The 25,459-nt window shown below is 52.4% G+C and carries 20 protein-coding genes; 12 read left to right on the plus strand and 8 right to left on the minus strand.

Features of this window, described 5'->3' with window-relative positions; translation table 11 throughout:
- Positions 1-123: 123 nt before the first annotated feature.
- A complete protein-coding gene (locus F0P93_RS05545; protein ID WP_150875278.1) occupies positions 124-1,485 on the minus strand; it encodes a M24 family metallopeptidase in 1,362 nt (453 codons plus the stop codon).
- A gap of 195 nt (positions 1,486-1,680) precedes the next feature.
- Here F0P93_RS05545 and F0P93_RS05550 point away from each other — a divergent pair, with 195 nt between their 5' ends.
- The 6 genes from F0P93_RS05550 to F0P93_RS05575 all read left to right on the plus strand — a co-directional run bounded on the left by F0P93_RS05550 (position 1,681) and on the right by F0P93_RS05575 (position 11,715).
- Positions 1,681-4,383, plus strand: a complete 2,703-nt coding sequence (locus tag F0P93_RS05550) for a DUF5686 and carboxypeptidase regulatory-like domain-containing protein (protein WP_150875279.1) — start codon at positions 1,681-1,683, stop codon at positions 4,381-4,383.
- A 438-nt stretch (positions 4,384-4,821) separates the two neighbouring features.
- Positions 4,822-5,187 carry a hypothetical protein gene (locus F0P93_RS05555; RefSeq protein ID WP_150875280.1) on the plus strand — a complete coding sequence of 122 codons (366 nt, stop codon included), beginning with the start codon at positions 4,822-4,824 and terminating at the stop codon, positions 5,185-5,187.
- An 88-nt stretch (positions 5,188-5,275) separates the two neighbouring features.
- On the plus strand, positions 5,276-6,550 hold the full coding sequence (locus F0P93_RS05560) for a TolC family protein (RefSeq protein ID WP_150875281.1): 1,275 nt from the start codon (positions 5,276-5,278) through the stop codon (positions 6,548-6,550).
- Positions 6,551-6,574: 24 nt separating this feature from the next.
- Positions 6,575-7,699 carry an efflux RND transporter periplasmic adaptor subunit gene (locus F0P93_RS05565; protein ID WP_150875282.1) on the plus strand — a complete coding sequence of 375 codons (1,125 nt, stop codon included), beginning with the start codon at positions 6,575-6,577 and terminating at the stop codon, positions 7,697-7,699.
- Between the two features lie 118 nt (positions 7,700-7,817).
- Positions 7,818-10,919 carry an efflux RND transporter permease subunit gene (locus F0P93_RS05570; RefSeq protein ID WP_150875283.1) on the plus strand — a complete coding sequence of 1,034 codons (3,102 nt, stop codon included), beginning with the start codon at positions 7,818-7,820 and terminating at the stop codon, positions 10,917-10,919.
- A gap of 70 nt (positions 10,920-10,989) precedes the next feature.
- Positions 10,990-11,715: a hypothetical protein gene (locus tag F0P93_RS05575; RefSeq protein WP_150875284.1), complete on the plus strand. Its 726-nt coding sequence runs from the start codon at positions 10,990-10,992 to the stop codon at positions 11,713-11,715.
- On the opposite strand, the gene F0P93_RS05580 is transcribed toward F0P93_RS05575, so the two are convergent.
- Genes F0P93_RS05580 through F0P93_RS05590 form a run of 3 tightly spaced genes read right to left on the minus strand, consistent with a single transcriptional unit; the run spans position 11,693 to position 13,973 of the window.
- Positions 11,693-12,472: a LytR/AlgR family response regulator transcription factor gene (locus F0P93_RS05580; protein ID WP_150875285.1), complete on the minus strand. Its 780-nt coding sequence runs from the start codon at positions 12,470-12,472 to the stop codon at positions 11,693-11,695. The two genes, F0P93_RS05575 and F0P93_RS05580, sit on opposite strands and share 23 nt — an antisense overlap.
- Complete coding sequence (locus F0P93_RS05585; protein ID WP_150875286.1) at positions 12,469-13,596, minus strand: sensor histidine kinase; 1,128 nt, start codon at positions 13,594-13,596, stop codon at positions 12,469-12,471. Before F0P93_RS05585 ends, F0P93_RS05580 begins: the two co-directional genes overlap by 4 nt.
- 11 nt (positions 13,597-13,607) lie before the next feature.
- On the minus strand, positions 13,608-13,973 hold the full coding sequence (locus F0P93_RS05590) for a T9SS type A sorting domain-containing protein (protein WP_150875287.1): 366 nt from the start codon (positions 13,971-13,973) through the stop codon (positions 13,608-13,610).
- Positions 13,974-14,498: 525 nt separating this feature from the next.
- Between F0P93_RS05590 and F0P93_RS05595 the strand changes: the two genes are divergently transcribed.
- The 4 genes from F0P93_RS05595 (at position 14,499) to F0P93_RS05610 (ending at position 17,310) form a co-directional block, all read left to right on the plus strand.
- Entirely contained in the window at positions 14,499-15,332 is an 834-nt protein-coding gene (locus tag F0P93_RS05595; protein WP_150875288.1) for an ABC transporter ATP-binding protein, read from the plus strand.
- Positions 15,333-15,442: 110 nt separating this feature from the next.
- Positions 15,443-16,237, plus strand: a complete 795-nt coding sequence (locus F0P93_RS05600; RefSeq protein ID WP_150875289.1) for a hypothetical protein — start codon at positions 15,443-15,445, stop codon at positions 16,235-16,237.
- 1 nt (position 16,238) lies between these two features.
- Positions 16,239-16,625 carry a GntR family transcriptional regulator gene (locus F0P93_RS05605; protein ID WP_150875290.1) on the plus strand — a complete coding sequence of 129 codons (387 nt, stop codon included), beginning with the start codon at positions 16,239-16,241 and terminating at the stop codon, positions 16,623-16,625.
- A gap of 7 nt (positions 16,626-16,632) precedes the next feature.
- Positions 16,633-17,310, plus strand: coding sequence for a hypothetical protein (locus F0P93_RS05610; RefSeq protein ID WP_150875291.1), 678 nt, complete (start codon positions 16,633-16,635; stop codon positions 17,308-17,310).
- A gap of 1 nt (position 17,311) precedes the next feature.
- Here the strand turns inward: F0P93_RS05610 and F0P93_RS05615 are convergent, their stop codons facing one another.
- Together F0P93_RS05615 and F0P93_RS05620 are read right to left on the minus strand one after the other, a co-directional pair.
- Positions 17,312-19,738: a penicillin acylase family protein gene (locus F0P93_RS05615; protein WP_150875292.1), complete on the minus strand. Its 2,427-nt coding sequence runs from the start codon at positions 19,736-19,738 to the stop codon at positions 17,312-17,314.
- Positions 19,739-19,811: 73 nt separating this feature from the next.
- Positions 19,812-20,612: an alpha/beta fold hydrolase gene (locus tag F0P93_RS05620; protein ID WP_225309379.1), complete on the minus strand. Its 801-nt coding sequence runs from the start codon at positions 20,610-20,612 to the stop codon at positions 19,812-19,814.
- 83 nt (positions 20,613-20,695) lie between these two features.
- Here F0P93_RS05620 and F0P93_RS05625 point away from each other — a divergent pair, with 83 nt between their 5' ends.
- Together F0P93_RS05625 and F0P93_RS05630 are read left to right on the plus strand one after the other, a co-directional pair.
- The gene (locus F0P93_RS05625; protein WP_138990659.1) at positions 20,696-20,923 is read left to right on the plus strand and encodes a hypothetical protein; all 228 of its coding nucleotides are present in this window, start codon (positions 20,696-20,698) and stop codon (positions 20,921-20,923) included.
- A 12-nt stretch (positions 20,924-20,935) separates the two neighbouring features.
- Entirely contained in the window at positions 20,936-21,124 is a 189-nt protein-coding gene (locus tag F0P93_RS05630; protein ID WP_150875293.1) for a hypothetical protein, read from the plus strand.
- A 102-nt stretch (positions 21,125-21,226) separates the two neighbouring features.
- Here F0P93_RS05630 and guaA read toward each other — a convergent pair whose 3' ends face one another.
- Both guaA and F0P93_RS05640 read right to left on the minus strand, forming a co-directional pair.
- Positions 21,227-22,759, minus strand: coding sequence for a glutamine-hydrolyzing GMP synthase (gene guaA, locus F0P93_RS05635; RefSeq protein WP_150875295.1), 1,533 nt, complete (start codon positions 22,757-22,759; stop codon positions 21,227-21,229).
- A gap of 127 nt (positions 22,760-22,886) precedes the next feature.
- Entirely contained in the window at positions 22,887-25,427 is a 2,541-nt protein-coding gene (locus F0P93_RS05640) for a sialate O-acetylesterase (protein WP_150875297.1), read from the minus strand.
- Positions 25,428-25,459: the final 32 nt, after the last annotated feature.

A 25,459-nucleotide genomic window follows, 5' to 3' on the forward strand; every position in this document is an offset into this window, starting at 1 on the left:
ATGATTACGAATGTAGTTAAAGAATTAACAGTCTGGTAATGCAAAAAAACATACTGCATTTAAATCAAATTAACCCTTCAAAAGATCACTTTAAAACAAAAATCCTGCTCACGGCCAATAGCCTTATTTGACATACGATAATTTGCGGGGAATGGTAAAAATCTCGATCTGCCTACCGTCGATATACCGAAAATTCTGTCCGTCGAAAAAACCGTCTTCTTCCAGCATGATCCGCACGGTTTTCTTCCACTCCGGCACATCGACAGCCGCATTCAGTTCAATGGAATAGGCGGTATTGGCATACAGTGGATAATCGCCCGAGCCGGGAACCCCACTCTGCTGATCCCACATCCCGATGGTCGGGCCAGCCGCATGACCATGAACACCAATGGGATGCGTATAAATTGTCCCCCGAATGCCTTCCTTCTTTGCCTGTTCGAGGGCTTCCAGTAGCAATTGATTCCCGGTTTTTCCGGCCTTGTACCGTTCCGTCAGGATGTCCTGCAATCGATTTCCCTGCTGAAAGGCCTTGCGCAACACTTCCGGTACCTCGGTCTCGCCGGGGCGCAAAATGTAGGCATGTTGCTGCTGATCCGTATTGAGCCGCAGGTACGTAATGCCAAAATCGACGTGCAGCAGATCGCCCGGCATGATCACCTGACCGGCGGGGCGTTTGGAGAAGGTTTTGAGGTGATCGAAGTCTTTGGGCGCCCCACTCCCCTGCACATCCACCGTCGGATGAAACCAGGTTTCCAGGCCCAGTTCGGTAATCCGCTGGCGAAACCACCACACCACATCCTCGGTCGTGGTGACGCCGGGCTGTATGACCTGCTCTGAAAAGCCTTCCTGAATAATCTGGTGCGACAACCGGCAGATAAGCGGGTAAATGGCCATTTCCTTCTCCGTCCGCGTTTCCAGCCAGCCAACCGACAGCTTCTCCGCCGACACCAGCTTTTTCTGGTCGTCAGCCGGTAATTTTTCCAGAAACTCACCGTGTTCCGTAAAGGTCAGGCCGTCGGCATGAGCGTAGTTTTTGGAGAAGTTTAGCCCGATTTTCTTCGGCTTGCGGTCCTGAATAATTTTCACGAGTGCATCCCACTGGTTGGGCCGGACGTCGATGTCCCAGGCCCCTTTGAGCAGATTGCCGACATCATAGCGGGCAATGGCCAGTTTTTCCACGCCTTTATCACCCCCCTGATCGAAAAAAACCATGATCGTCCGGCGCCGGGCCGACAGCCACGTGCTGGGCAACATGGTTTTCAAAACCGGGTCTTCGTTGTATTCCCGCGAAATAATCACCCACATATCGATGCCCTCCCGGCGCATCAACTGAGGCAGCAGGTTGTTGAAGCGATCTTCCAGGATTTCATCGATCACGCGCGCGCGTTCTCGCTCGTTCAGGATGGTGGAAGGGGAAAGCGGTTGGGCGGCTAAACCGCAGGCCGAAAAAAGGACTAAAAACAGCGAAAGGAGACGGTGGTGCATGGATGAAGTGAAATGTTATTATTCGTTAAAAATACGGATTTTCCGCTCTGGTGAGCAACGGTAGGCTATATTTCGGCATCTTGCAGGAAAATAGATCGCTACATATACCGCTGTCTGCCGAAAAAACCGTTACAAAGAGGTTGCCTCCGTGGGGCAGAATGGTTATTTTCCACTCCGTTTGCTTACCGTATACTTATGAAATACACGCTTACGATTCTTTTCATCCTTTATTTTATAAAACTGGTTCCGGCTCAGGGCATCCGGGGGACGATCAAAACGACTAAAGGCGAGGTGCTTCCCTACGCGGCTATCGTGGTCAAGGGGACGTCGAGCGGGGCCATTACCAATTCGGAAGGCCGGTATGAAGTACCGCTAAAACCGGGCAAATACAGCGTAGTTTTCCAGTACTTAGGCTTTCAGGCGCAGGAAAAATCCGTTGAAATCGGCAGCGACTGGCAAACTGTCGACGTGACCATGGAGGAACAGGCCTTTCGCCTGCAGGAAGTGCAGGCCCGCGAGGGCAAGGAAGACCCGGCCTACAGCATCATGCGCCGGGCCATTGCCAAAGCCCGTTACCACGAATTGCAGGTAATGAGTTACACGGCCAAAGCCTATACCAAAACGACCTTCACGATTACGGATCTGCCGATGCAGTTCATGTACCGGAAACAGTTGAAGGAAGCCGAAAAAGAAGGTTTTAAAATCGGCGTTCCGATGCTATACGAATCGGTGTCGGAAGTGACGTTCAAACAGCCCAATACCTACCGTTACCGCCTGATGGCGACCCGCAATTCGATGGGCGACAACATTTCGGTGAGCGATTATTTCCTGACGAGTTTCTACCGCCCGGAGGTCAATAACGCGGTTTCGCCCCTGTCGCCGAAAGCATTTGCCTACTACAAATTTGAATACCAGGGCACATTCAGCGAGCGCGGTATCGACGTCAGCAAGATTCAGGTCAACCCGCGGGCCTATGGCGAAGGCGTTTTTCGGGGGTATATTTTCATCATCGAAAACACGTGGGCCATTCACAGTTTGCAGTTGGAAACCCGCAATCCGCTGGGCTTCGACATCAAAATTCGGCAGGTTTACAGCCCGGTGCAAAACGTCTGGCTACCGGTCAATCAGCGGTATAACCTGGACGGCAAGATCATGGGGGCAGCCGGCAACGCTCAATTCATTATCAGCCAGACATTCAATAGCCTGAAAGTCAATCCGGCGTTTGTGGAGGATGTTAAAATTGTGGACGAGAAGTTTGAAAAACCGGCGGTTTCACTCTCCAACAAGGACATAAAAGGGCAAAAACTGGAGGATAAGATTGCCAAACAGAAGGAATATTCGACCAAAGATTTCAAAAAATTGCTGAAAGAATACGAAAAACAGGAATACCAGGCCAAGAAAGAACGCAAGGAAGAAGTGGAAGTTTCCCGCAACGACTCCACGGTCGTCGACTCACTGGCCGGTAAACGCAGCAACGCGTTCTGGGATTCCCTGCGGACGGTTCCGCTGACCTCGGCCGAACGGATCAGTTACGTTAAGCGGGATAGCCTGAAAATTGTTCGGAAAATTGAAGTGCAGAAAGACAGCACCAAAGCCGTTCGGGATTCAACGAAGAAAAACCGGTCGAGCAAAACCTTCAAACCCGGCCAGTTGATTTCGGGCAACACCTGGAATTTCAGCAAACGGACGGCGCTGACCTGGGACAGCCCGCTCCAGAAAATTTATTACAACACCGTGGAAGGTTACACCTTTGATATGGGACTACGACTGCGGTATTTCCTCCGAACTCCGCAACGCGACTCCACCCGCCGACGGGTAGTGAACAAACCGACGCCCGACCTGACGATTGGCGGGGCGGGGCGCTACGAGTTTGGCATGAAGCGGTTGGTGGGAACAGGCGGACTTAGCTACAACTACAAAAACACCAGCATAGGCCTCATGGGCGGACGCTGGGTAAACCAGTTTAATCCCAATGAACCCATTAGTCCGTTCCTCAACTCGATAACCTCCCTGTTATTCGAAAAAAATTACGCCAAGTTTTACCAGCGTGATTTCCTGCGTCTGGGCATTTCGGCCCGTCCGTTCGAGAACCGGATCACGGTTTCCGGGAGTCTGGAATACGCCGAACGAACGGAACTGGCGAATTACAAGGAAAATCTGAAACCCTGGATCGACTGGAATCAGTTCAGTTACAGCCCCAACCGGCCGAACAACGCCGAACTGGGCTCGGCGGCTTTTCCGGTGAATCAGGCGCTGACGCTCAATCTGGCGGTTTCGGGAAAACTGGCGGCTACCCGCTACCGGATTCGGAACGGTCGGCGCGTGGCGAGTCGCAACAACAGCCCCGAACTGACGCTGAACTACCGAAAAGGGATTCCATTCAATTCCGGCAATACCGAAGTTAGTGATGTGGATTATGATTTTGTCCAAGCCGGTCTGAGCCATTCGTTCGAAACCGGTATTCGGAGTCGCCTGAGTTATAATGTGTCGGCGGGTGGTTTTCTGAACGACAAAGCCGTGTTTTTCCCGGATTTCAAGCATTTCCAGGGCAACGAATTTTTCCTGCAACAGGGCGATCCGACGTCCATTTTCCGGATGTTACCGTATTATCAGTACAGCACCGGAAAGCGGTTTGTGGAAGGCCACGTGCTGATGGAATACCGCAAATTCCTGATTACCCAACTAACGCTCGTTCGGTTGACGGGTTTGAAAGAAAACCTGTTTGTCCACTACCTCGGCACCCCCCATTCCAAAAATTACACCGAAGTCGGCTACGCCCTCGACGGCCTGATTCCGGGCATTTTTCCCTTTTTCCGGGTGGAGGTGATTTCGCAGTGGCAGGATTGGCAGTACCAGAAACTCGGTTTCCGGATCGGAACGACGCTGAAGTTCCGGTAACCGATTCGTTTAATAACTCCGGCGGAGTTTTCTGTCAATAGAACAACAACGCTGGAAAATTCCAAAGCTCCGGCGGAGCGTCCTTTATTTTCAGGACGCTCCGCCGGAGCTTTTTCTATTGACGGCATAATTTAACTATTGACAGTATGCCCCGCCAGGGCAAAATACAATCCGCATTTTAAAATTCACCGTTGTCGATCGCGTTTCGCGAGTGATAACGGTGAATGGAGGCAAGTTAAATCCGAATTAAAATACCCTAAAACCTCTAAAAGCGGCATTTTACCTAAAACCGCCTATTCAAAAAGACGTAAAAGGGCGTTAAAAATACCGCTGTCAGAGTCTTCGACCGCTAACAGGGTATTTTTAACGCCCTTTTAACAAAAATTTCATTCGCTTTAAATCCCGTCGGGCTTAGTTTGTCGCAAGCAAAGCCAGACAATGGGTCTTATCCACCACATAACGCTAACGGTCAGCCTGATTTGGGCGGTACTATTCCGGGTCTACCCGGCGGTAGCCGAAACGGTTTTTACCGCAGCGCCAAACGTCCAGACCTCCGTTCTCCGGGATGCCCACAAAAGCCATCCGATTCCCGACTCAGCCGTTTTTCTGGTTCAGGACGAAGACGAGCAAACTTCGCTGCGCGTCAATTCCGATTTTCTGCCGTCGCTTCCGGTTGCTTTGCCGGGTTTGCTGATGGCGCTGGTGCTGCTCCAACCCATTTTGCGGCTTCCGGTTACCAAACGGGCAGGGTTATCCCAGCCGTATTACCTGTTATTCTGCTCGTTACGCATTCCTTCGGTTTAAAATCTCCGGGCTGATTTTGCCCCAGTGCCTCCCAATTCTTTACCGCCATCCGGCGCAGTACGCTCTTAAAACACACATACCATTCATCATGAAAAGGATTCTTCTTTTCGTGTTTGGGTGCTTGGTCAGTTGTCCAACGGTTTCGTTTGCACAAAGCGATACCCTGCGACTGACGCTCGCCCAGGCCGAAGCACAGTTCCGTCAGAACAATTTGCAACTGATGGCGACCAAACTGGGCATCCATGAAAACCAGGCCTACGAGTTTCAGGCGAAACTCTGGAACAATCCGAGCCTCTACGTTGAACAAATGCCGTACAACGCCCAAACGAAGGAGGTGATGCCGCTGCGGCAGCGGAATTCGGAACAGGTCGTTCAATTGCAGCAATTGCTGCTGCTGGCTGGCAAACGGAACAAACAACTCGCGATTGCCCGCACCAATACCGAGCTGGCCAACGACCGGTTTTACGACTTGCTGCGGACGCTCAACTACCAGTTACGAACCACGTTTTACGACCTGTATTATACGCAGCAGGCGCTCCAGGTGTACGAACAGGAAACCGGCACGCTCCGGCAAACCGTCAGCTTGTTTCAGCAGCAATACGACAAAGGCAATGTGCCGCTGAAAGACCTGACCCGGTTGAAAGCCTACCTGTTCAATCTAACCTCCGAGCGCCAGCAACTGCTCCGGAAATTGACCGACGACCAGGCCGATCTGGCTGTCTTACTGAATGCCAGCCCTTCACTCACCCTAAAACCCGTGCTGGAAAATACGGAGGCCGTTCAGCCTGCCGTCGGTCAACTCAATCTGAATGAGCTGATTAAAACCGCTGAAGAAAACCGCTACGATTTGAAAGCGTTCCGGGACCAGGCCATTCAGGAAAAGCAGAATCTGGCGTTGCAGAAGGCCATAGCGGTTCCGGATTTGTCGGTGCAGGCCACTTATGATCGCAATGCGGGCTACATTCCAAACTACGTGGGGATCGGCGTTGGCATCAATCTGCCGGTTTTCAACAAAAATCAGGGCAACATCAAAGCCGCTGCCATCCGGACGCAGAGCAGCCAGCAGGCCACGGATGCCTACACAGTTCAGGTCGAAAGCGATGTGCAACGGGCGTTTAAAAAAGTGCAGCAAACCGATCAGGTGTACCGCACATTCGACCAGAAATTCAACGGCGACTTTAGCCGACTGATCGAAGGCGTCACGACCAATTACCGGAAACAAAACATCGACGTGGTCGAATTTCTGGACTTCTTCGACTCCTTCAAGTCCAGCCAGATTCAATACAACCAACTGCAAAACGACCGCATGCAAAGTCTGGAAGAACTCAATTTTGCCGTCGGCACTACCCTATTCACGAAATAAGCAACGGTTTTAAACCGTACGATCATGAACACGAATCATCTCTTAAAAACATTGAAATTGTCAACCCATCCGGCTTGGTATTTAACGGCCTTTCTTCTTATGATCGGGTTGGCCGGATGCCAGTCCTCAGCCAATCCCGAAGACAACGCCGACGAAGCAACAACACAGAAAGTCAACCTATTAGCCACTGCCAAACTGGATACGGCCCGGCTGCTGCCCGTCAACAACGAACTGAACCTGACCGGCAAAATCACCTTCAACCAGGACAAGGTGGTGAAAGTGTTTCCGCTGGTGGGCGGGCACATTGAAGAGGTCAAAACCGACCTCGGCGATTACGTGAAACGCGGTCAGGTACTGGCCATCATCCGTTCCGGCGACATGGCAGACCTCGCCCAACAGGCGATTTCGGCGAAAGGCCAACTGGCCGTCGCCCGGAAAAACCTTCAGGTAACGGAAGACATGTCGAAAGCCGGTTTGACGGCCCAGAAAGACCTCATTGCTGCCCGCGAACAGATGCAAGCCGCTCAGGGTGAAGTCAATCGGGTGGCGGAGCGCAAAAGCATTCTTGGCGGTTCGGGTTCCATTTATGTTGTAAAAGCCCCGGTTGACGGTTTTGTGGTTGAAAAAAATGCGGCTCAGGGAATGGAACTCCGCTCGGATGATCCCGAAAATCTGTTCACGATTTCGAACCTCGACCAGGTCTGGGTGCTGGCCAACGTCTACGAATCGGATCTGGCCAACGTGAAAGAAGGTTTCAACGCCACCATCACGACACTCTCTTACCCCGACCGGGTTTTCAAAGGAAAAATCGATAAAATCTTCAGCGTACTCGATCCAGAGAGCAAAACCATGAAGGTACGGGTGACATTACTGAATGCAGATTTTACGCTGAAACCGGAAATGTTCGCCAATGTGCGCGTTGAGTATGCGGGTCACGAACAACGGGTTGGCATCCCGGCCAAAGCCATTGTGTTCGATAAAAGCCGCAATTTCGTCGTGGCCGTCAACTCCCGGAATCAGCCGGTGGTGCGCGAAATTGACATCTTCAAAACCATCGGCGATATCACCTACCTCAACAGCGGCCTAAAGCCCGGCGACCGGGTCGTGAAACAAAATCAACTGCTGATTTACAATGCCTTAGGAAACTAATTGAGTGATTTGTGATTGAGCGATTGAGTGAGCTGCTGGTGTGCGGTTTTACTCATGACCTCATCACAGCGAAGCTTATTCACTCATTCGCTCAATCACAAATCACTCATTGAACAACATGAACAAGTTCATCAAAAATATCATCTCGTTCTCGCTGAAGAACCGGTTTTTTATCTTCTTCCTGACGGCATTGGCGGTTGTTGCGGGTTTTGTCAGCTACCAGAACACGCCCATTGAAGCTTTCCCGGACGTTACCGACACCCAGATTACCATCATCACGCAATGGCCGGGCCGGAGTGCGGAAGAAATTGAGAAGTTTGTGACGATTCCGATTGAGATTGGATTGAATTCGGTTCAGAAAAAAACCGACATCCGCTCGACCACGCTGTTTGGTTTATCCGTCGTCAAAATCATGTTTGAAGACGGTGTCGACGATGCCTTTGCCCGTCAGCAGGTCAACAATCTGTTGGGCAGCATCGACATTCCTGATGGCGTCAAACCGGATGTGCAACCGCCCTACGGCCCAACCGGCGAGATTTTCCGCTATACCCTCAAAAGCAGCACCCGCACCAGCCGCGAACTGAAAACCATGCAGGACTGGGTAGTGGAACGTCAGCTCAAAAGCGTGCCGGGCGTGGCCGATGTGGTCAGTTTCGGGGGCGAAGCAAAAACCTACGAAATCTCGGTCGATCCGCGCCGGTTGCTCGATTACGGCATTACACCCCTGCAATTGTACCAGGCCGTCGCCAATTCCAACGTCAATGTCGGCGGTGATGTGATCGAGAAAAATTCAGAAGCCTACGTCGTTCGCGGCATCGGGTTGCTGAAAAACAGCCAGGACATTGGCAACGTGATCATCAAAAATGCCAACGGAACACCGATCATGGTGCGCAACGTGGCCCAGGTTTCGGAATCAGCACTACCGCGATTGGGGCAAGCCGGACGCGACAACCAGAACGATGTCGTGGAATGCATCGTCGTGATGCGCAAGGGCGAAAACCCCAGCGAGGTGATTGAAAACGTCAAAGCGAAAATTAACGAACTGAATACCAGCATCTTGCCGGCAGACGTTCAAATCGACACGTTCTATAACCGCGAAACCCTGATTCATTTTGCGACGCACACGGTGACGCATAACCTGATTGAAGGACTCGTTTTCGTGACGGTGATTGTGTTCCTGTTCATGGCCGACTGGCGAACCACGATCATTGTCTCCATCGTCATTCCGCTGGCGTTGCTCTTCGCGTTCATCTGTTTGCGGCTGAAAGGCATGTCGGCCAACCTGCTCTCGATGGGGGCCATCGACTTCGGCATTATTGTCGACGGCGCGGTGGTGATGGTGGAGGGAATCTTTGTCACGCTGGACGAAATGGCGTTGCACAACGGCATGCCAAAATTCAATAAACTGGCTAAACTCAGCGTGTTGCGCAAAACCGGAACGGAAATGGGCAAGGCGATTTTCTTCTCCAAACTGATCATCATCACCTGCCTGATTCCCATCTTTTCGTTTCAGAAAGTGGAAGGCAAAATGTTCTCCCCGCTGGCCTGGACACTCGGTTTTGCCTTGTTGGGTGCGTTGATTTTCACCCTGACGCTGGTTCCGGTTCTGGCGAGTTTTTTACTGAAAAAAGATGTTCGGGAAAAACACAACCCGGTGGTCAATGTCATCACGAAATACGCGACCAAAACCTTTGGCTTTACGTTTGCCCACAAAAAACTGAGCCTGTTGTTCGCGCTGGGTCTCGTGGTAGTGGGTTTGTCGGGTTTCAAATTGCTCGGAACGGAGTTTCTGCCGGAACTGGATGAAGGCTCGATTTACGTCCGGGCCAGTATGCCGATGAGCATTTCATTGCCCGAATCCGTCAAACTGACCACGCAAATGCGGCACGTTTTCGAGCAGTTTCCGGAAGTGAAAGGCGTCATTTCGCAAACCGGCCGACCCAACGACGGCACCGACCCAACGGGGTTCTACAACATCGAATTTCTGGTCAGCATTTTCCCGAAAGAAGAATGGAAAAGCGGTATTTCAAAAGCCCAGTTAATCAGTCAGATGCAGAAAAAGCTGGCGGTTTTTCCGGGCGTCGATTTCGGGTTTTCGCAGCCGATTATGGACAACGTGGCCGAAGCGGTTTCGGGCGTCAAAGGTTCGATTGCGGTCAAAGTCTACGGCCCGGATTTGTACACATTGGAACATAAATCCAACGAAATCCAGAAGCAACTGGCCACCGTCAACGGCATTACCGACCTCGGCGTGATCCGCAATATTGGACAGCCGGAATTGCGGATCGAGCTGGACGAACAGAAGCTAGCACTTTACGGCGTCGATAAAGCCAACGCCCAAACCGTGGTCGAAATGGCCATTGGTGGCAAGGCCGCGACGCAGATTTACGAGGGTGAACGGAAGTTTGACCTCCGGATTCGCTACGACCAGCCGTTCCGCTCCAACGAAGCTGAAATTGGCAATCTGATGGTGCCGACCAACAACGGTTCGCAGATTCCGATCAAGGAAATCGCCAAAATTTACACCCAGACCGGCCCGATCCTGATCTACCGCGAAGGCAACCAACGCTACGGCGCGGTGAAGTTTTCGGTTCGGGGCCGCGACATGGGCAGCGCCGTGGCCGAAGCGCAGCAGAAAGTGTCGACCAACGTTAAACTGCCGCAGGGCTACTCGATTAAATGGGCGGGGGATTTTGAAAACCAGCAACGGGCCACCGCCCGGCTGACCCAAGTCGTTCCGCTCAGTTTGCTCGGCATTTTCTTCATTCTCTTTGTGCTGTTTGGCAACGTCAAAGATGCCGGGCTGGTGTTGTTCAACGTGCCCTTTGCCATCATCGGCGGCATTGCGGCTTTGCTCATCACCCACGTCAATTTCAGCATTTCGGCCGGAATAGGCTTCATTGCGCTGTTCGGAATCTGTATTCAGAACGGGGTGATTCTGATCTCGGTTTTCAAGAAAAACCTGCACAATCGACTCAGTCTCAACGACTCGATCAAGCTGGGGGTCATCTCGCGGGTGCGCCCGGTGGTGATGACGGCCATGATGGCGGCCATCGGATTGATCCCGGCGGCCATCTCCACCGGCATCGGTTCCGAAACCTCCAAACCGCTGGCGATTGTGGTCATCGGTGGTCTGATAACCGCCACGTTTTTGACACTTTTCATCTTTCCACTCGTCTTTTATGTGTTCTATCGGCCAAAAACCCTGGCGCCCGTTTAAAAATATTTTGGCAATGTTTTAAGAGAATCGGTACAGACCCGCCAACTTTGGCGGGTTTTGTCTTGACGACATGAAAGCATTTTTGATTCTGTGCGGACTATTTTGGTGGAGAGGAACGGTCGGTTTCGCCCAAAGCGTTGCGATCCAGGCGCCTGTGGATTCTGTGGTCAAATCAACCCGGTATCCGGTTCGGTGGACGCTCAACCTTGATTTTCGGAATTCGTTTGTCAACCGGCAACCGGTCAATGTCTGGGGCGTCAACACCGGGATCGTGTTTGGCGAGAAACGCCATCAGGTGACGGTTGGCTACTATTGGTTGTCTTACAATTCCTATCTGCGACTGATCAACTGGCACCGCAATGCTGCCAAACGACTGAACATCGAGTATTACACCAAAACCGATATGGCCTACGGCAGTCTGATGTTCTGGGGCAATCCGATCAATAACCGCCGTTGGTTGTTCAGCATTCCCGTCGAGATTGGCGCAGGAAAAGCATCGATCATTCGCCAAGACACCCAGACGGATACCTTACGGGGCAATGCCCGTTGGGACTTTTTTATGCCCGTCCAAATTGGAGTTTACGGGCAATGGAAGGCGTCGCGCTGGATTGGTCTGAGTGCCCAGGTGGGTTATCGCTACTCGGTTTTCCAAACCAACGTCAGCCAGCATTACAACGGCACCTACTACAGCGTAGGCACGACCTTGTACCCGGAATTTTTCAAAGACATCTGGGGCTACATCCGCTACCGGAAATGGGAAAGCAAGCCCTTTTTCAGCGCCCCAGCCACGCTTTAAAATCCGTAACCCGGTCGCCACTGACAAACACCTCCTGCCGTGCTTTCGGCTCCAGTTCCAGTTTCAATTTGCCCCCGGAAAATGCATGAATGGTACGAATGGCGGCTAAACTGACCAGAAAGGAACGGTTTACCCGAAAAAACTGCCGGGGGTCCAGCAGGCTCACCAGCTTGTCGAGGCTGTATTCGAGCGCGAAATTCTGGCCGTCGCGGGTGGTTAGAAACGTGGCTTTGGCTTCAAAAAAGAAGTAGGCAACGGTGGCGGTTTCGATGCTCCGGATTTTCGTACCCACCGTAATCATAAACCGCTCTTTGTAGGCCGTCGGGCGGGCCTGTCCCAGCAGGTTCAGCACCGCCGAAAAGTCGGGCAAGGGCGGAGCCGGTTCGGAAAACGCCCACCGGAACGATTTGTATTTTTCGATGGCAGCCACCAGTTCGTCGAAATCGATGGGTTTAAGCAGGTAATCGATGCTGTTGGCCTTGAAGGCCTGGAGCGTGTATTCATCATAGGCCGTCGTAAAGACAATCGGCGTGGTGAATTTCACCTGCTCGATGATGCGAAATCCCAGATCATCTTCCAGGTGAATGTCCATAAAAACCAGGTCAAGATCCGCCATCGGATGGGTCTCGAACCAGCGAACGGTTTCGGCAACCGAAGGGATCTGGGCCAGCACCTGAATCGTCGGGTCGTAGGTGTGCAGCAAATTTTCCAGCCGCTGAGCGGTCCGCTTTTCGTCTTCGATAATCAGCACGTTCATGGTAACAAGGGAATTTTAACGACAAACTGATCGTCCTGCTCACCCACCCAAACCGGCCGGTCGGTCAGCAAGGCATACCGGTTCATGATATTCTGAAGACCCACGCCCGTCGAGGTATCGTTCTGCGGACGAAGCTGCAAGGGATTGGCGACGATCAAATAATCGCCTTCCGTATAAATCGACACCAGCAGCGGTTTTTGCGCCGACATCTGGTTGTGTTTCACCGCGTTCTCGATCAGCAATTGCAGAGTCAGGGGCGCAATGGCATACCGGTTAGCATCAGTTTCCGAAACGGTTATTGCCATCTGAAGCTTCTCATCAAAGCGGATTTTGAGTAAAAAGGTATAGGCGTCGATGAAATCCAGTTCGGTTCGTAAACGGGTCCGCTCGTTGTCACGCTGCTCCAGAATATACCGGTAGGCTTTGGAAAGGCGGTTGATAAACTGTACCGAAAGCTTCGCATCCACTTCGACCAGCGACGACAAAATGCTGAGGCTATTGAAGAGGAAATGGGGATTTACCTGATTTTTGAGGGCCATAAACTGAGCCTGTGCCGATTCTTTCTCCAGCCGTTCGGTCTGAATTTCCAGTTCGAGCATCCGGGCGCCGGAGCGACGGTTGGCCGCCAGGTAGAACGCCGACAACATCGCCATGACGGTAATGCCATTGTTCATCTTTTGCCGCTGGTTCCGGTTTCCGCTCCCACCGTTGTGGAGCCATTGCTCGACGGTCGGGCGGTGGCCGGCTGGCGGAAACCGCAGGTTGAGCGAATCCGCCATCTCCGCCCGAATTTGATTAAAACCGCCATTGAACACTACCGCCAGCGCACTGGCAACGAGCAGAATACCAACCTGAACGGGAAGCTTCATTTCCACCAGCGCCCGGGAGCCAAACCAGTGCAACACCCGTTGTTGAAGCCAGTCAGTGACCAGAACCCAACAGAAGAAGAAGAAGATCGTCAGCGGTATTTCGAGTGCCCAGAAAGGAAGTGAGCTCACCAGGAATGACCCACTGATCTGATCGATGTTCATGTAGAGACGAATCGGCCAGTAGATGACGAAAATGCTCAGGGCGAGTTGTCCCTTCTGCCAGATCGTAAGTGGGTCAGAACCAGGTGCCTTCATTCGAAGTAAGATCAGGAACCAAAGGTGATGTATTTTTCGATGGTTTTTTCCTGAATGGCAAAAGGTTTTTCAACGGTCGTTTTACCCGTCACGATACTCAGGCTGTAGGCTCCGCTCGCCAGTCCCGAGATGTCGAAGTTTTGACGCAAACCATTCTGCAAATCCACGGTTTTGCGATACAGCACATGGCCGTTCTGATCGCGCATCAGGATGGTGGCCGCTGCGGTTTTGGGTTCAATGAACAGCTTGATTTTCTGATCGGTGGCCGTCAGGAAAATGCTTTCGGGCGATTGGGCCACGGGCGATGAAGGAGACGTTTGGGCGAACGATGCGGTTCCGGCTACCAGACCCAGCATCAACAGGATTGTTTTTTTCATGATTGTGGACCGATTCTTCGGCGATTTAAATGGGATTGATTTCGTTTGCTTGAAACAAAGTTGCACCCGGCAACCGGCTCTGGAAAATAAAAGAGGTTGAGTGACGAAAACCGGCGGTTGAATCGGCCTATTTGGGGGAAGAATCCGGCGTCAATTCTGGGAAAAGTGAAAATTCGGAGCGGCTTTGGAAATACATGGGCTGCGGCTTATCGTTGATTCAGTACCGAAAAAAACGCGTCCTTAATCGATTAAAAAAGACAAATCCCCGGTGAATACCGGGGACTGTGCAAAATAAAACCAATTATTACAAACTATCTAAAGCGCATGACGCTTTAAAGCGTCCAAGTTAGACCCGTTTTAAATAGTCATCACCTTTTAATCGCCGAATGCCCCAATTTCATAGATGAATGCCCCGTTCGACCGGTCGAATCTGTGCGATAATGAATAATATTTTCACTCCTGCTTGACATTGTAAATACAATTTTACTGTTTTGCAGTGTATTAGATACTTAGTACACTAAAACAATGATCGAACTCAAAAACCTGACCTTTGGCTATACGCCCAAAAAACTGCTGTTTCAGGACTTGAATCTGTCGCTGCAGCCGGGCAGCATTTACGGGTTGCTGGGCAAAAACGGCGCGGGCAAATCGAGTCTGCTTCGGCTGATGGGGGGCCTGCTCTACCCCACGGCGGGCAGCGTCGACGTGGCCGGGTTTACGCCCCGCAAACGGGAACCGGCGTTTTTCCAGGAACTGTATTTCATTCCGGAAGAAATTTACCTGCCGTCGGTTTCGCTCAACCGCTACATCGACACGATGGGGCCATTTTATCCGAAATTCGATGAAGGCCAGTTTCGGAAATACCTCTCGGAGTTCGACGTGCCGCCGGATCAGAAGCTCACGGCGATGTCGTATGGTCAGAAAAAGAAAGTCATTATCAGCTTTGGGCTGGCCACCAACACCCGCGTTCTGATCATGGACGAACCGACGAACGGCCTCGATATTCCGTCGAAAAGCCAGTTTCGGAAAATTGTCTCTTCGGCGCTTGCTCCCGACCGGCTGATGCTCATTTCGACCCACCAGGTCCGGGATCTGGATCACCTCATCGACGGCATCATCATCATCGACGAAAACGAAATCCTGCTGAATCATTCCCTGGCCGACATCGGCGACCGGCTGTTGTTCAGTTCGCTAAGCAGCGTCACCGAAACCCACCGGGTGTTATACGCCGAACCGTCATTACGCGGGTATTCGGTGGTGTTGGAAAACACGGAACAGGAAGACAGCAAAGTCGATCTGGAACGGCTTTTCAACGCCGTCGTCACCAACCGGGCGGGCATTAAAAATCTTTTCCAATAACCGCTATGCGCTTCATCCCCATCCTCCAAATCCTGCTGGCTGCGCTCCTTTCGGGCCTTCCCGCCCCCCTGCTGTCTTTCGTCTCCTGTCTCACCTCGCTTTTCTGACCCATGAACCAAACTTTCAATTTTTACCGTTTCGGCCTGGTTGTGAAACTGCATCTGTCCGAACACCTCAAAAGCTATTTACTGGGAATCGGGGTTCTGGTCGGCGTCTGGTTACTCATGCTGTTGCCGGATACCACCCGGCTTTCCGTTTTCCACGAATCGATTTACCGGAAACACGGCATATTTTTTGGTTTTATTTTTTGCGGAGCCGGTGCCTGGTTTGCCAGTGAAGCTTTCCGGATGGTCAGCACGCCCGTTCGCGGCATTCCTTTTTTAACCATACCTGCTTCCCAACTTGAAAAATATTTAGCGGTTTTCTTGATGCTGCTGTTGTTCGTTCCGGTTTTCCTGGGCGTTTTTTACACCGTTGAAGGCGTTACATTTTCAATCATCAACGCGCGTCTGCCCGCAGGAAGTCCCCGGTATGAATTGCTCGATTTAACCGGCGACTACCTGGATCCGGAATTGCGTTATCTTACCCTTATTACGCCTTCTTTTTTTCTGATTGGATCAATTTATTTTTCCAAAGTGCCTTTCGTCAAAACTGCCGTTATCGCGTTTGTGCTGTATTTTATAACCGCCTTGTTTCTGAACGAATTCATCATCCGGCAGTTGTTTCCGCCCCGCGAACACTACGGTCTTACGCTGTTTCAGGAAGTGAGTTTTATACAAAACCGCCGGTGGTACAGGGTCGAATTGACGGGTCAGTCCCGGGTACTGATCAATACACTGTTGACCTTGATCATTCCTTTCCTGTGGTTCATTGCCTACGTACGTTTCAAAGAGAAAGAACTCTAATATGGATTTTCAGGATAAAAAAGCCATTTACCTCCAAATCGCCGACTACGTTTGTGAGAGAATTCTCCTGGCCCAATGGCCACCCGGCGACCGCATTCCTTCCGTCCGGGATCTGGGTTCCGAACTGGAAGTCAACCCCAATACGGTGATGCGGACCTACGATTTCCTGCAGCAGAAAGCCATACTTTACAACAAACGGGGCATTGGTTTTTTTGCCGCCGACGACGCGGCAGAACGCATCAAGTCCTATCGAAAAGAACAATTTCTGGAAACTGAAATACCCTACTTTTTCCGCAACCTTTACCTGCTAAACATTAGCCTGGAAGAGATTGAGGAGCGGTATAAAGCATTCATCGAAAGTGAATTCAACCCGAATAAAGTTGTTTAAAACCGCTATGAAAACAAGCAATAAACTCCTCATCGCTCTTTTTACCATCGGTCTGCTGACGTTGATCGGTGCGAACGTAGCCCTGAAAAAAGAATACGATAAAATCGACTTCGACGACCCGTTCTATGGCCTTTCATCCATGGAATTGAAACCGTTCCGGGTAATGAAACTGGAAGGCAACAACACGGGACTGATCAGCGTCCAAAGCGGAAAAACAACCGAAATTCGCCTTGAAGAAAAAACGAAAGAGCTGTTTACCTTCCGTTCGCAGGGCGATACGATGCTGGTAACTTACAAACCGGCCACTGCCCCCTGGCAATCCCGGGCCAATCAGCATTTTGATGCCATTCCTGTAGCGGTTTTTCTGACGCCCACGTTGCAAACGCTCATTACGTCGAAAGTAAGTTGCAATGTAAACCAGTTGAATGTCGATAAATTGACGATTTTGCAGGAAAATGCCGGTGTATTACTGACCAATAGCAACATCGGAAACCTGACGGTACTCGACCAGAAAGGCAGCGAACTGCACACCAAACCGACCAATCGGGTTGGCACCGCCCTCATCACCTCCCGCGACAGTTCGGTGTTCAAAGCCGAACGGGATGTTTTTGGGACGCTCGCGTTGCAAACCGACAGTTTGGCAACCGTGAACGTACCGGGCGGTTTGTTGAAGAAACTTCAATAGCCTATGGCTTCAGAACCGTTCGCTTTTCGGTTACGGACTTTACTTTTTCAGAAGAGAAATAAACCGGGAAATAGTCGTCTCTAGCCCAGATCGGAAACAGATCGCGGTAATGCGGACTGTCTGGGTTGCCCGACTGGCCGGGGCTATTGATGCCCAGCGTTTTGTCCCAATCCTGCGTATCGACCAGAATTCGAAACGATGCGCCGTATTCCTGATTCATCTGGTGGCCCGTGCTGTTGACGGTCTCGGCATACCCACCGCGCGGAGCCGGACCAATACCGTATTCGGACGCCTGTTGCGGGGCCATGAGATTCGACAACGGGTGCCGCAGGTAACTGTGCTTATTCCCGGTTTGCCCATACCACCAGTGGGTGCGGTCGTGCCCCAGCCGCTTGGTCAGATCGGCAATCGCGTTTTCGAGGCAGGCGAGTACCACTTCATTCCGGTCATTATTTTTCAATGGGCCTGGCTGATCAGACCGGAGCCACTGCACCAGCTTCTCCGTTGCAATGGAAGGCATGTATTTCCAGGCTATTTCCGGTACAGCCAATTCGTAAACCGCCCCGCGCAATTGCGTTTCCCAGGCGACATAAACAGCCGCCGGAATAGAGCCGGGTTCCAGAATGTAATCCCAGGTCAGCAACTGCTGCCGCGCCCATTCGACGGGTTCGTCATCGGCTTTCAGACTTTCCAGCAACGGCACCAGTTTCCGGGCGGTCATCGACAGATAATCCGACTGCAAGGTTTTGAAATCGGCCAGCGAATGCTTCGGTTTGGCCTGGATCAACTCCGTAATCCGATCCGCCCGCACCGCTGACGCCCACTCCCACCCGACCGCGTCCCGGTGCGGGAAACTTTTGGGGATCAGATTGTTATTGGCGGTTACAACAAATCCTTCGGGCGGGTTCACCTTGCCGGGCAGTTGCTGGATGGGTAGAAACCCGCCCCACTCGAACCGCCCGTCGCCCGGCACGGGTACAAGTCCCGTCCAGGTTTTAGATGGGCGAATGGGCGAAATGCCGGTGGCCTGCCAGCCAATGGCTCCTTTTGGAATGGCGGATGGCTGCCCAGCGGAATGCCGCCCAGCCCAAACCATGTTTTCGCCGGGAACCCGGCTATAGGTGCAGGCCTGCCGAAATTCGGTCCAGTTTTTCGACTGGTTCATCCGCAAACTCGCCAGATAGGGCGCACAGCCCGTTTCGAGCCAGGCCGCCCGAACGGCATACAGTTTATGGTTTTTCGCATCCTCAAACACCACCGGGCCATGCCGTGTATACTTTAAGGGCACGACGACCGGTTTTTGATCTTTGACGGCAATCGTATCGAAAATCACCCGCACGGTTTCCCAAGCGCCTTTGTATTTGTATTGATTGGGGCTTTCCGGATTGGCTTCGTAGACATACAAATCTTCTACATCGGTTTCAAAAATGGTCAGTCCCCAGGCGCCAGATTCGTTATGACCAACCGAAACACCCGGCAGCGCGGGCTCCCCTGCGCCAACTACATTCCAACCCGGCGCGTGCAGGTGAACCCAGTACCGCAGCGACGGAACCGCCTGTGCCCGGTGCGGGTCGTTCGCCAGCATCGGAAAACCGCTCGCCGACCGTTGACCGCTGACGACCCAGTTGTTGGAACCATCGCGCGGTTTTTCATCCAAAGACCGGTTCTTTTCTGGAGTCCGTAAAGCCTCTTCCTCCGTCGCGCCCAAACCGGTATCCTGGTCCGTAAACCGGATCGGCAATCGAAACGCTTCATACAATTCCAGAATGGGCTGAAACAGTTCCGCACCGTTGACGTGGAGGGTTAAATCGGGTTCTCCGGCTTTGGTTGTGGGGTGAAACCAGGACAATTCCCGGACTTTGTCCGGCCCCAGCAAATGCACCAGTCGCCCGAAATCCAGTTCCGTCCGCACGTTTTCGAGCAAACCCTGATGACGGCTGATGACCACCTCCGGCGTCCAGAAACCGGGTTGCGTTTTCAGCAATCTGAACTCGACCGGCAGTTTCTCCGGTGTCTGATTAATCGCCCGGATGTAGGCATTGATTCCCTCGACGAAAGCGCCCACGATCTGCGGACCGTGGGGGTGATAGTGTTTGAGTTCCTGTTCCAGATTACCCCGAAACCGGAACAAGCGCGTCCCCTGATCCCGTTTGATCTCCTTCGCTCCGAGTAGTTCGGCGACGGTTCCGGTGGCCTGCCGACGCCAGATTTCAAGCTGAAACAGCCGGTCACTGGCGGCATTGTAGCCCTGGGCAAAAAACAGATCGTGCTCATTTTGGGCATAAATATGGGCGACGCCCCAACGGTCGCGGAGGATTTCGACGGGCTGGCGCAGGCCCGGAATCCTGAGATTTTCCGTAGCTTGGGTACAGGCAACCGGGCTGCTGAAGAGGAGCCAGAATGCCGGGAGCAAAACCGTTAATCGCATGCTTTTCCGACAATGAGACCCGGTTTGATCCTTTATTCTTCGCATACGGCACCTCTAGATAAAACATTGTAAATCAGTTCTTCTTCAAAAACGCCAGCACCACGAACGCGAAGCCTTCCGAACCGGACGTATTGCCGTGATTGCCCGGTACGGTTTTCAAAGTCGAATTAGGCAGTAGTTTCGCCAGATCACCCGCCCGGCCATTGTCTTCGTCCTGATCCCCGGAAATGATCAGGACCGGAATTTTGACCTTGCTCAATTCCGCCGGACTGGTCGAAGGCTGCGTTTGCTGCTGAAAACCAAGGGCTAATGTATCCAATCCTCTGGTTTTAGCAGCATTTAGGGCGCCCTGAAACTCGGGATGTAAATGCGCTTTTCCGCTGAACAGTTCGGCAAAGGACATACGACGCGCCCAGTTCGGATCGGTGAAATCCGCGCCCATGCCGCCCAAAACCGCCGAACGAAGGTTTTTATCCAGCACCAGCAACCGCGCCGTAATGATGGAACCGCGCGAATAACCAATCGCATCGTAGTTTTTCAGTTTCAGGAAATTCATAAGACTCATGATGTCTCTGGCTTCGGCGTCGTTTCGGTAGGCTTCGACGGTATGCGGTTTGTCGGACAGGCCGTTGCCCCGTAAATCCAATTGAACGACTTTATACCCGGCATCGAGCAGCGATTGTCGCAGCACGGCTTTCTGCCAGGAAATTCCGCTGCCCATAAAACCGTGTACGAGCACCACCGGTTTTCCCTCACCGGCTACTTCATAATGGATTTTCGTGCCGTCGAATGAGGTAAACAGCGGTTCGCGGGAGGATTGTGCCAGCGACATCAGCGGCAAAGCCAGCAGAAGCATTGCGAGACGGTTTTTCACGGAGTACGGGGTTCAGGCCAGTAAGATACGAATAAAACCTTTCGCAATTCGCCAGGTTATATACGAAAACGGAGACGGAAAGTATGGAACTCATGAGCTCGCGGCTGGCCCGCATCAACCCCCATCTTTTCACCAACCAAAGCGGTGCTTCCATCGAAGATGGTGATGAAGATGAATTGAACGAAATCGAGGAAGAAACCGACCTCTACGATGAACCGGTCGATGAAGATGGCGACCCGACCGGCGAACACGACCATCATCAGGACGATAACTATGCTCTCGGCGGGAAAGTCACCCGCAGTGGCACGTAAACCAGAAACCGTATGGAAAACTACAATCCGGCCGAAGACGAAAATCAGGGCGTGGCCTCAACCATGTCGCGCAACAACCCGAATGCAGGCGAAGAACTGGAACCGGACATCAGTCCGTCCGGAAACCTCCCCAGTCCCGACCCGGATCTGGAACAGACAACCTTATACGAAGAAGAAGACGGCGTTTCGAGTGAGGATTAAAAGTTAAGAGTTAAAAGTTAAAAGTTAAAAATGGGCTGACGCATTCGAACTCCAGCCAACCTACTTTTAATTTTTAACTCTTAACTCTTAACTCTTAACTACCTACTCCCACTCGATGGTGGCCGGGGGTTTGGAAGAAATGTCGTAGACGACGCGGTTGACGCCTTTGACGCGGTTGATGATTTCGTTGGAAATGTCGGCCAGGAACTCGTAGGGCAGGTGCGCCCAGTCGGCCGTCATGCCATCGACGCTCGTGACGGCGCGGAGGGCAACCACGCGTTCGTAGGTTCGCTCATCCCCCATTACGCCGACGGACTGTATTGGCAACAGAATAGCACCCGCCTGCCAAACCTGGTCATAGAGACCGTATTTCTTCAAGCCGTTGATGTAAAGCGCATCCACTTCCTGCAAAATATGCACTTTTTCCGGGGTGATATCGCCCAGAATTCGAATGGCCAAACCGGGGCCGGGGAACGGGTGGCGTTTCAGAATGGCATCGGGTAATCCCAGCGCCTTCCCAACCGTCCGAACTTCGTCTTTAAACAGCGTGTTCAGCGGTTCTACAATTTTCAGCTTCATGAACGCGGGCAAACCACCAACGTTGTGGTGCGATTTGATGGTAGCCGACGGCCCTTTGACCGATACCGACTCGATCACATCAGGGTAAATCGTACCCTGACCCAGCCAGTCCACATCTTCGATCAGATGTGATTCCTGGTCGAATACCTCGATGAAGGTCCGGCCAATGGCTTTGCGTTTGGCTTCGGGATCGGTCAGACCGGCGAGGGCCGAATAAAACTGGTCTTTGGAATCGACGCCCTTGATATTGAGACCCAAATGGCGGTAGGAGTCCAGAACCTGCTCAAATTCGTCTTTCCGCAACAAACCGTTGTCGACAAAAATACAGAACAGATTCTGACCAATGGCGCGGTGCACGAGCGTGGCCGCCACCGACGAATCGACGCCCCCTGAGAGGGCCATCACCACTTTGTCGTTGCCAATTTTTGCTTTGAGTTCAGCAATGGTCGATTCCACGAACGACTCGGCGGTCCAGTCCTGCGAACAGCCGCAGATATCGACAACGAAATTTTTCAGGACGGTTTTTCCCTGTGTCGAGTGCGTCACTTCCGGGTGAAACTGAATGCCGTAGGTCGGTTCATTCTGAATCTGGAAAGCCGCCACCCGAACGGTTTCGGTCGAGGCAATGATCTCGAAGCTATCCGGTACGGAGGTGATGGTATCGGCGTGCGACATCCATACCTGGGTGTTCACTTCCAGCCCTTTCAATAGCGGATTTTCGGTATTCAGCGTGCTCAGTTTGGCCCGGCCGTATTCCCGGATGGTCGACGGTTTGACCTCTCCCCCGCTCGTATGCGCCATGAGTTGGGCACCGTAACAGACGCCCAGAATAGGCAATTTGTGCCGAAAAGCGGCCAGATGAACCATGGGCGCGTCGGCGTCCCGAACAGAACACGGGCTACCGGACAGGATAACACCCTTAACATCAGGGCTGATCGTTGGAAGGTGATTGTAGGGATGGATTTCGCAGTAAACGTTGAGTTCGCGCACCCGGCGGGCGATGAGTTGGGTGTATTGCGAACCGAAATCGAGAATCAGTATTTGTTCGGTTGTCATGATACGTTTCTAAAAACCAAAATTAGGGTGTTTTTGGGAAACTGACAACTTTAACGTTTGAATCCCGCATTTTGTGCATTAGGCAAGGGCCGCAACCGCCCGAAAACCGTTGCGGCCCTTGCCCGCTTTACCGGTTTAGCAAGACCTTTTTCACGACTTTCCGGCTCCCCACCTGCGCAGAAACCAACACCGTCTGAACCACCGTTTCCGGCACGTCGGCGACTTCTTCGTGGTAGTTTCCAGTCCCGGTTACCGCCTGTTGCCAGACGAGATGGCCCGACAAATCGGTCATCCGCAAGGTCGCCACCTGTTTTTCCGGAACGAACAGCCGGATGTGCAGCCGCCCCGCCGATGGATTCGGATACACCAAAACCGCCAGCGATTCGTCAACGGTTTCGACACTCAAACGCGCGGAGTTCGTGCAGGTCATAGTTTTGGGGCCACCCGGCAGGAAATAATTTGTCCCCACTACCCGAACTTTGATCGCTTGGCTTTGTCCATTTAAAAGGCTATTGGGTGGTGAAAAATCAAAACCGTGTTCGCCGTTGCCCTTCTTAGCATTCTTGAGATCCTGCCGGAAAGTAGTGGCTGTCATCGTACCGACGACGACATTATTGGCCAGAAACTCCACCGTGATCGGTGCATTGGGGTAATCCTTATGAAAAACCCACCCCCAGATGTTGTCGCACCGGGCCCCATCCAGATTCCCGCCGTAATTGGACCCCGGTGGATTGGTGGTCGCAACCGTCTGCGTCGGCGGTGGCGTCACCACCGGCGGATTGGGCGGGGGCGGATTGTCAACCGGCGGATTGGGCGGGGGAGTACCCGTACTGGCGCAGGTGAGGTTTTTGGGGCCACCCGGCAGGAAATAATTTGTCCCCACTACCCGAGCCTTGATAGCCTGATTTTGTCCGGTTTTGAGGCTGGCAGGAGGTAGAAAATTAAAACCGTGCTCGCCGTTGCCCTTGTTCGCGTTCTTCAGATCCTGCCGGAAATGAGCAGCCATAACCGTACCGACGACGGTCGTATTGACCAGAAACTCCACTGTAATCGGCGCATTGGGGTAGTCTTTGTTGTAGACCCACCCCCAGATGTTGTCACAACTGACCCCATCCAGGCTCCCGCCGTAGTTGGTTCCCGGCGGATTGGTAGCGACTGCGGTCTGGGTTGGGGGTGGCGTTACCACTACCGGGTCGGTCGGGGGTGGATTATCCACCGGCGGGGTGGTTCCCGCAGAAGCCTCGATCGTTACTTTGTGGAAGGTGAAGGCGCGCATTCCCCGGCTGTTTTTCAGGAAAGGCCCCCCAAACGGCGTTTTAAAATGATTCGGAAGGTAGGTGATGCCCGTGGCCGAAATCGGTTTGGTGAGCTTCAGCGTAATCCGGTTTGCTTCCGCCGTTCCACTTTCAATCACGCGTTCCTGCTGAACGTTGGCGTAATCAAAATAGATAAAATCCCGGATGTCCTGCGTAACGCCGTTTACGACCGTGTCCTGCTTCCATACCATGTTTTGCCCGGCTTCAAACTCCAGGACGACCTCTTTCTTCTCGGCGGTTTTGTAATACGCTTTTCGAATGGACGGCGACGTAATGCCGTTGAGATCCGACGAATTATACACATCGCGGGCAATCAGGCGAAAGACTTCACTGGCAAACTGGTACTGGCCTTCCGGTCCGTAGTGAACCCCGCCGTAGGCCGGTAATCCCACTGTGGCAATGGCTTCCGTGCGCGGAAAGAGCTGGGGCGTTCTTCGCTGAAAATCCCGCAATTGGGAAGCGCCTTTGTTGGAATCGGATAGCAGGTTATTCTGAACCACGTAGAATTTCCCAACGTTCGGGTAATCCGTTTGCCAATAGCCAAACAAAGTCTGAAGGTCCTGCTCGTAGCCAATGGCCGAACCGCCCCCGGCTTCGTTTTCGCCCTGCCGCCAGATAAACGCTTTCACCTTGTTGGCAACGCCCGCCTTTTGGGCCCAGTAGAGCAATCGTCCATATAAGGTTTTCGGGTCGGCCGGGTTGGCCGCGTTGCGGGCGATGTGGCTTTTGATCGAGGTGCCACCCACCGACCCGTTGATCAGGCAGGTTGGCATGCCGTGTTTTTCCAGAATAAGTCGCTGGATTTCGGTCGCAATCAGCCCCACCTGGCCTTCCTGAACATTGGATACTCGCCAGACAGTGTCGGGTACCGCGCCCGCGCTATTTCCGAACGCCCGGACGAAATTGTTGCGGTAACTGTAGTTGTTGGGGTAAAAACCGGTGAGATTCGACTGGCCCATGCACAGAATCACATCGCCACAAACGATGTTGTCGCGGGTGTCGACCAACACCGAATCAGATCCCGCAACGGCATAAACCTCGAATTTATACTGATGCAAACCCGCTTCAATCGTCGGCGTAAACTGAAACCGGGATTCACCGCCGTTTTTAGAAACCGCCGTCCGCAGGTATTTCCATTTGGCGTTGTTTTTAAAAACCCAGACCGATGCGTGGGAGTAGCTTAAGGACTGCAACTTTCCGGCAATCGGAACCTCCGCTTTATTCTGATGATCACGGGGATACAGTTGCAAGGCTGCGGGCCACTTCTGCCAGACGATACCGATTTGGGCAATTGAAAAATAAGGAGAAAAAATGAGTATTAACCAAGAGTAGACAATAGAGTATTTTTTCATGGACACACGTTTACAAGTTACGTGCGTAAGTT

This window comes from Larkinella humicola, assembly GCF_008727875.1.
Lineage (GTDB): Bacteria > Bacteroidota > Bacteroidia > Cytophagales > Spirosomataceae > Larkinella > Larkinella humicola.

Coding starts and splice junctions, on each gene's coding strand:
- F0P93_RS05545 (WP_150875278.1), bottom strand. CDS start 1,485: ATGCACCACCGTCTCCTTTCGCTGTTTTTAGTCCTTTTTTCGGCCTGC.
- F0P93_RS05550 (WP_150875279.1), top strand. CDS start 1,681: ATGAAATACACGCTTACGATTCTTTTCATCCTTTATTTTATAAAACTG.
- F0P93_RS05555 (WP_150875280.1), top strand. CDS start 4,822: ATGGGTCTTATCCACCACATAACGCTAACGGTCAGCCTGATTTGGGCG.
- F0P93_RS05560 (WP_150875281.1), top strand. CDS start 5,276: ATGAAAAGGATTCTTCTTTTCGTGTTTGGGTGCTTGGTCAGTTGTCCA.
- F0P93_RS05565 (WP_150875282.1), top strand. CDS start 6,575: ATGAACACGAATCATCTCTTAAAAACATTGAAATTGTCAACCCATCCG.
- F0P93_RS05570 (WP_150875283.1), top strand. CDS start 7,818: ATGAACAAGTTCATCAAAAATATCATCTCGTTCTCGCTGAAGAACCGG.
- F0P93_RS05575 (WP_150875284.1), top strand. CDS start 10,990: ATGAAAGCATTTTTGATTCTGTGCGGACTATTTTGGTGGAGAGGAACG.
- F0P93_RS05580 (WP_150875285.1), bottom strand. CDS start 12,472: ATGAACGTGCTGATTATCGAAGACGAAAAGCGGACCGCTCAGCGGCTG.
- F0P93_RS05585 (WP_150875286.1), bottom strand. CDS start 13,596: ATGAAGGCACCTGGTTCTGACCCACTTACGATCTGGCAGAAGGGACAA.
- F0P93_RS05590 (WP_150875287.1), bottom strand. CDS start 13,973: ATGAAAAAAACAATCCTGTTGATGCTGGGTCTGGTAGCCGGAACCGCA.
- F0P93_RS05595 (WP_150875288.1), top strand. CDS start 14,499: ATGATCGAACTCAAAAACCTGACCTTTGGCTATACGCCCAAAAAACTG.
- F0P93_RS05600 (WP_150875289.1), top strand. CDS start 15,443: ATGAACCAAACTTTCAATTTTTACCGTTTCGGCCTGGTTGTGAAACTG.
- F0P93_RS05605 (WP_150875290.1), top strand. CDS start 16,239: ATGGATTTTCAGGATAAAAAAGCCATTTACCTCCAAATCGCCGACTAC.
- F0P93_RS05610 (WP_150875291.1), top strand. CDS start 16,633: ATGAAAACAAGCAATAAACTCCTCATCGCTCTTTTTACCATCGGTCTG.
- F0P93_RS05615 (WP_150875292.1), bottom strand. CDS start 19,738: ATGCGATTAACGGTTTTGCTCCCGGCATTCTGGCTCCTCTTCAGCAGC.
- F0P93_RS05625 (WP_138990659.1), top strand. CDS start 20,696: ATGGAACTCATGAGCTCGCGGCTGGCCCGCATCAACCCCCATCTTTTC.
- F0P93_RS05630 (WP_150875293.1), top strand. CDS start 20,936: ATGGAAAACTACAATCCGGCCGAAGACGAAAATCAGGGCGTGGCCTCA.
- guaA (WP_150875295.1), bottom strand. CDS start 22,759: ATGACAACCGAACAAATACTGATTCTCGATTTCGGTTCGCAATACACC.
- F0P93_RS05640 (WP_150875297.1), bottom strand. CDS start 25,427: ATGAAAAAATACTCTATTGTCTACTCTTGGTTAATACTCATTTTTTCT.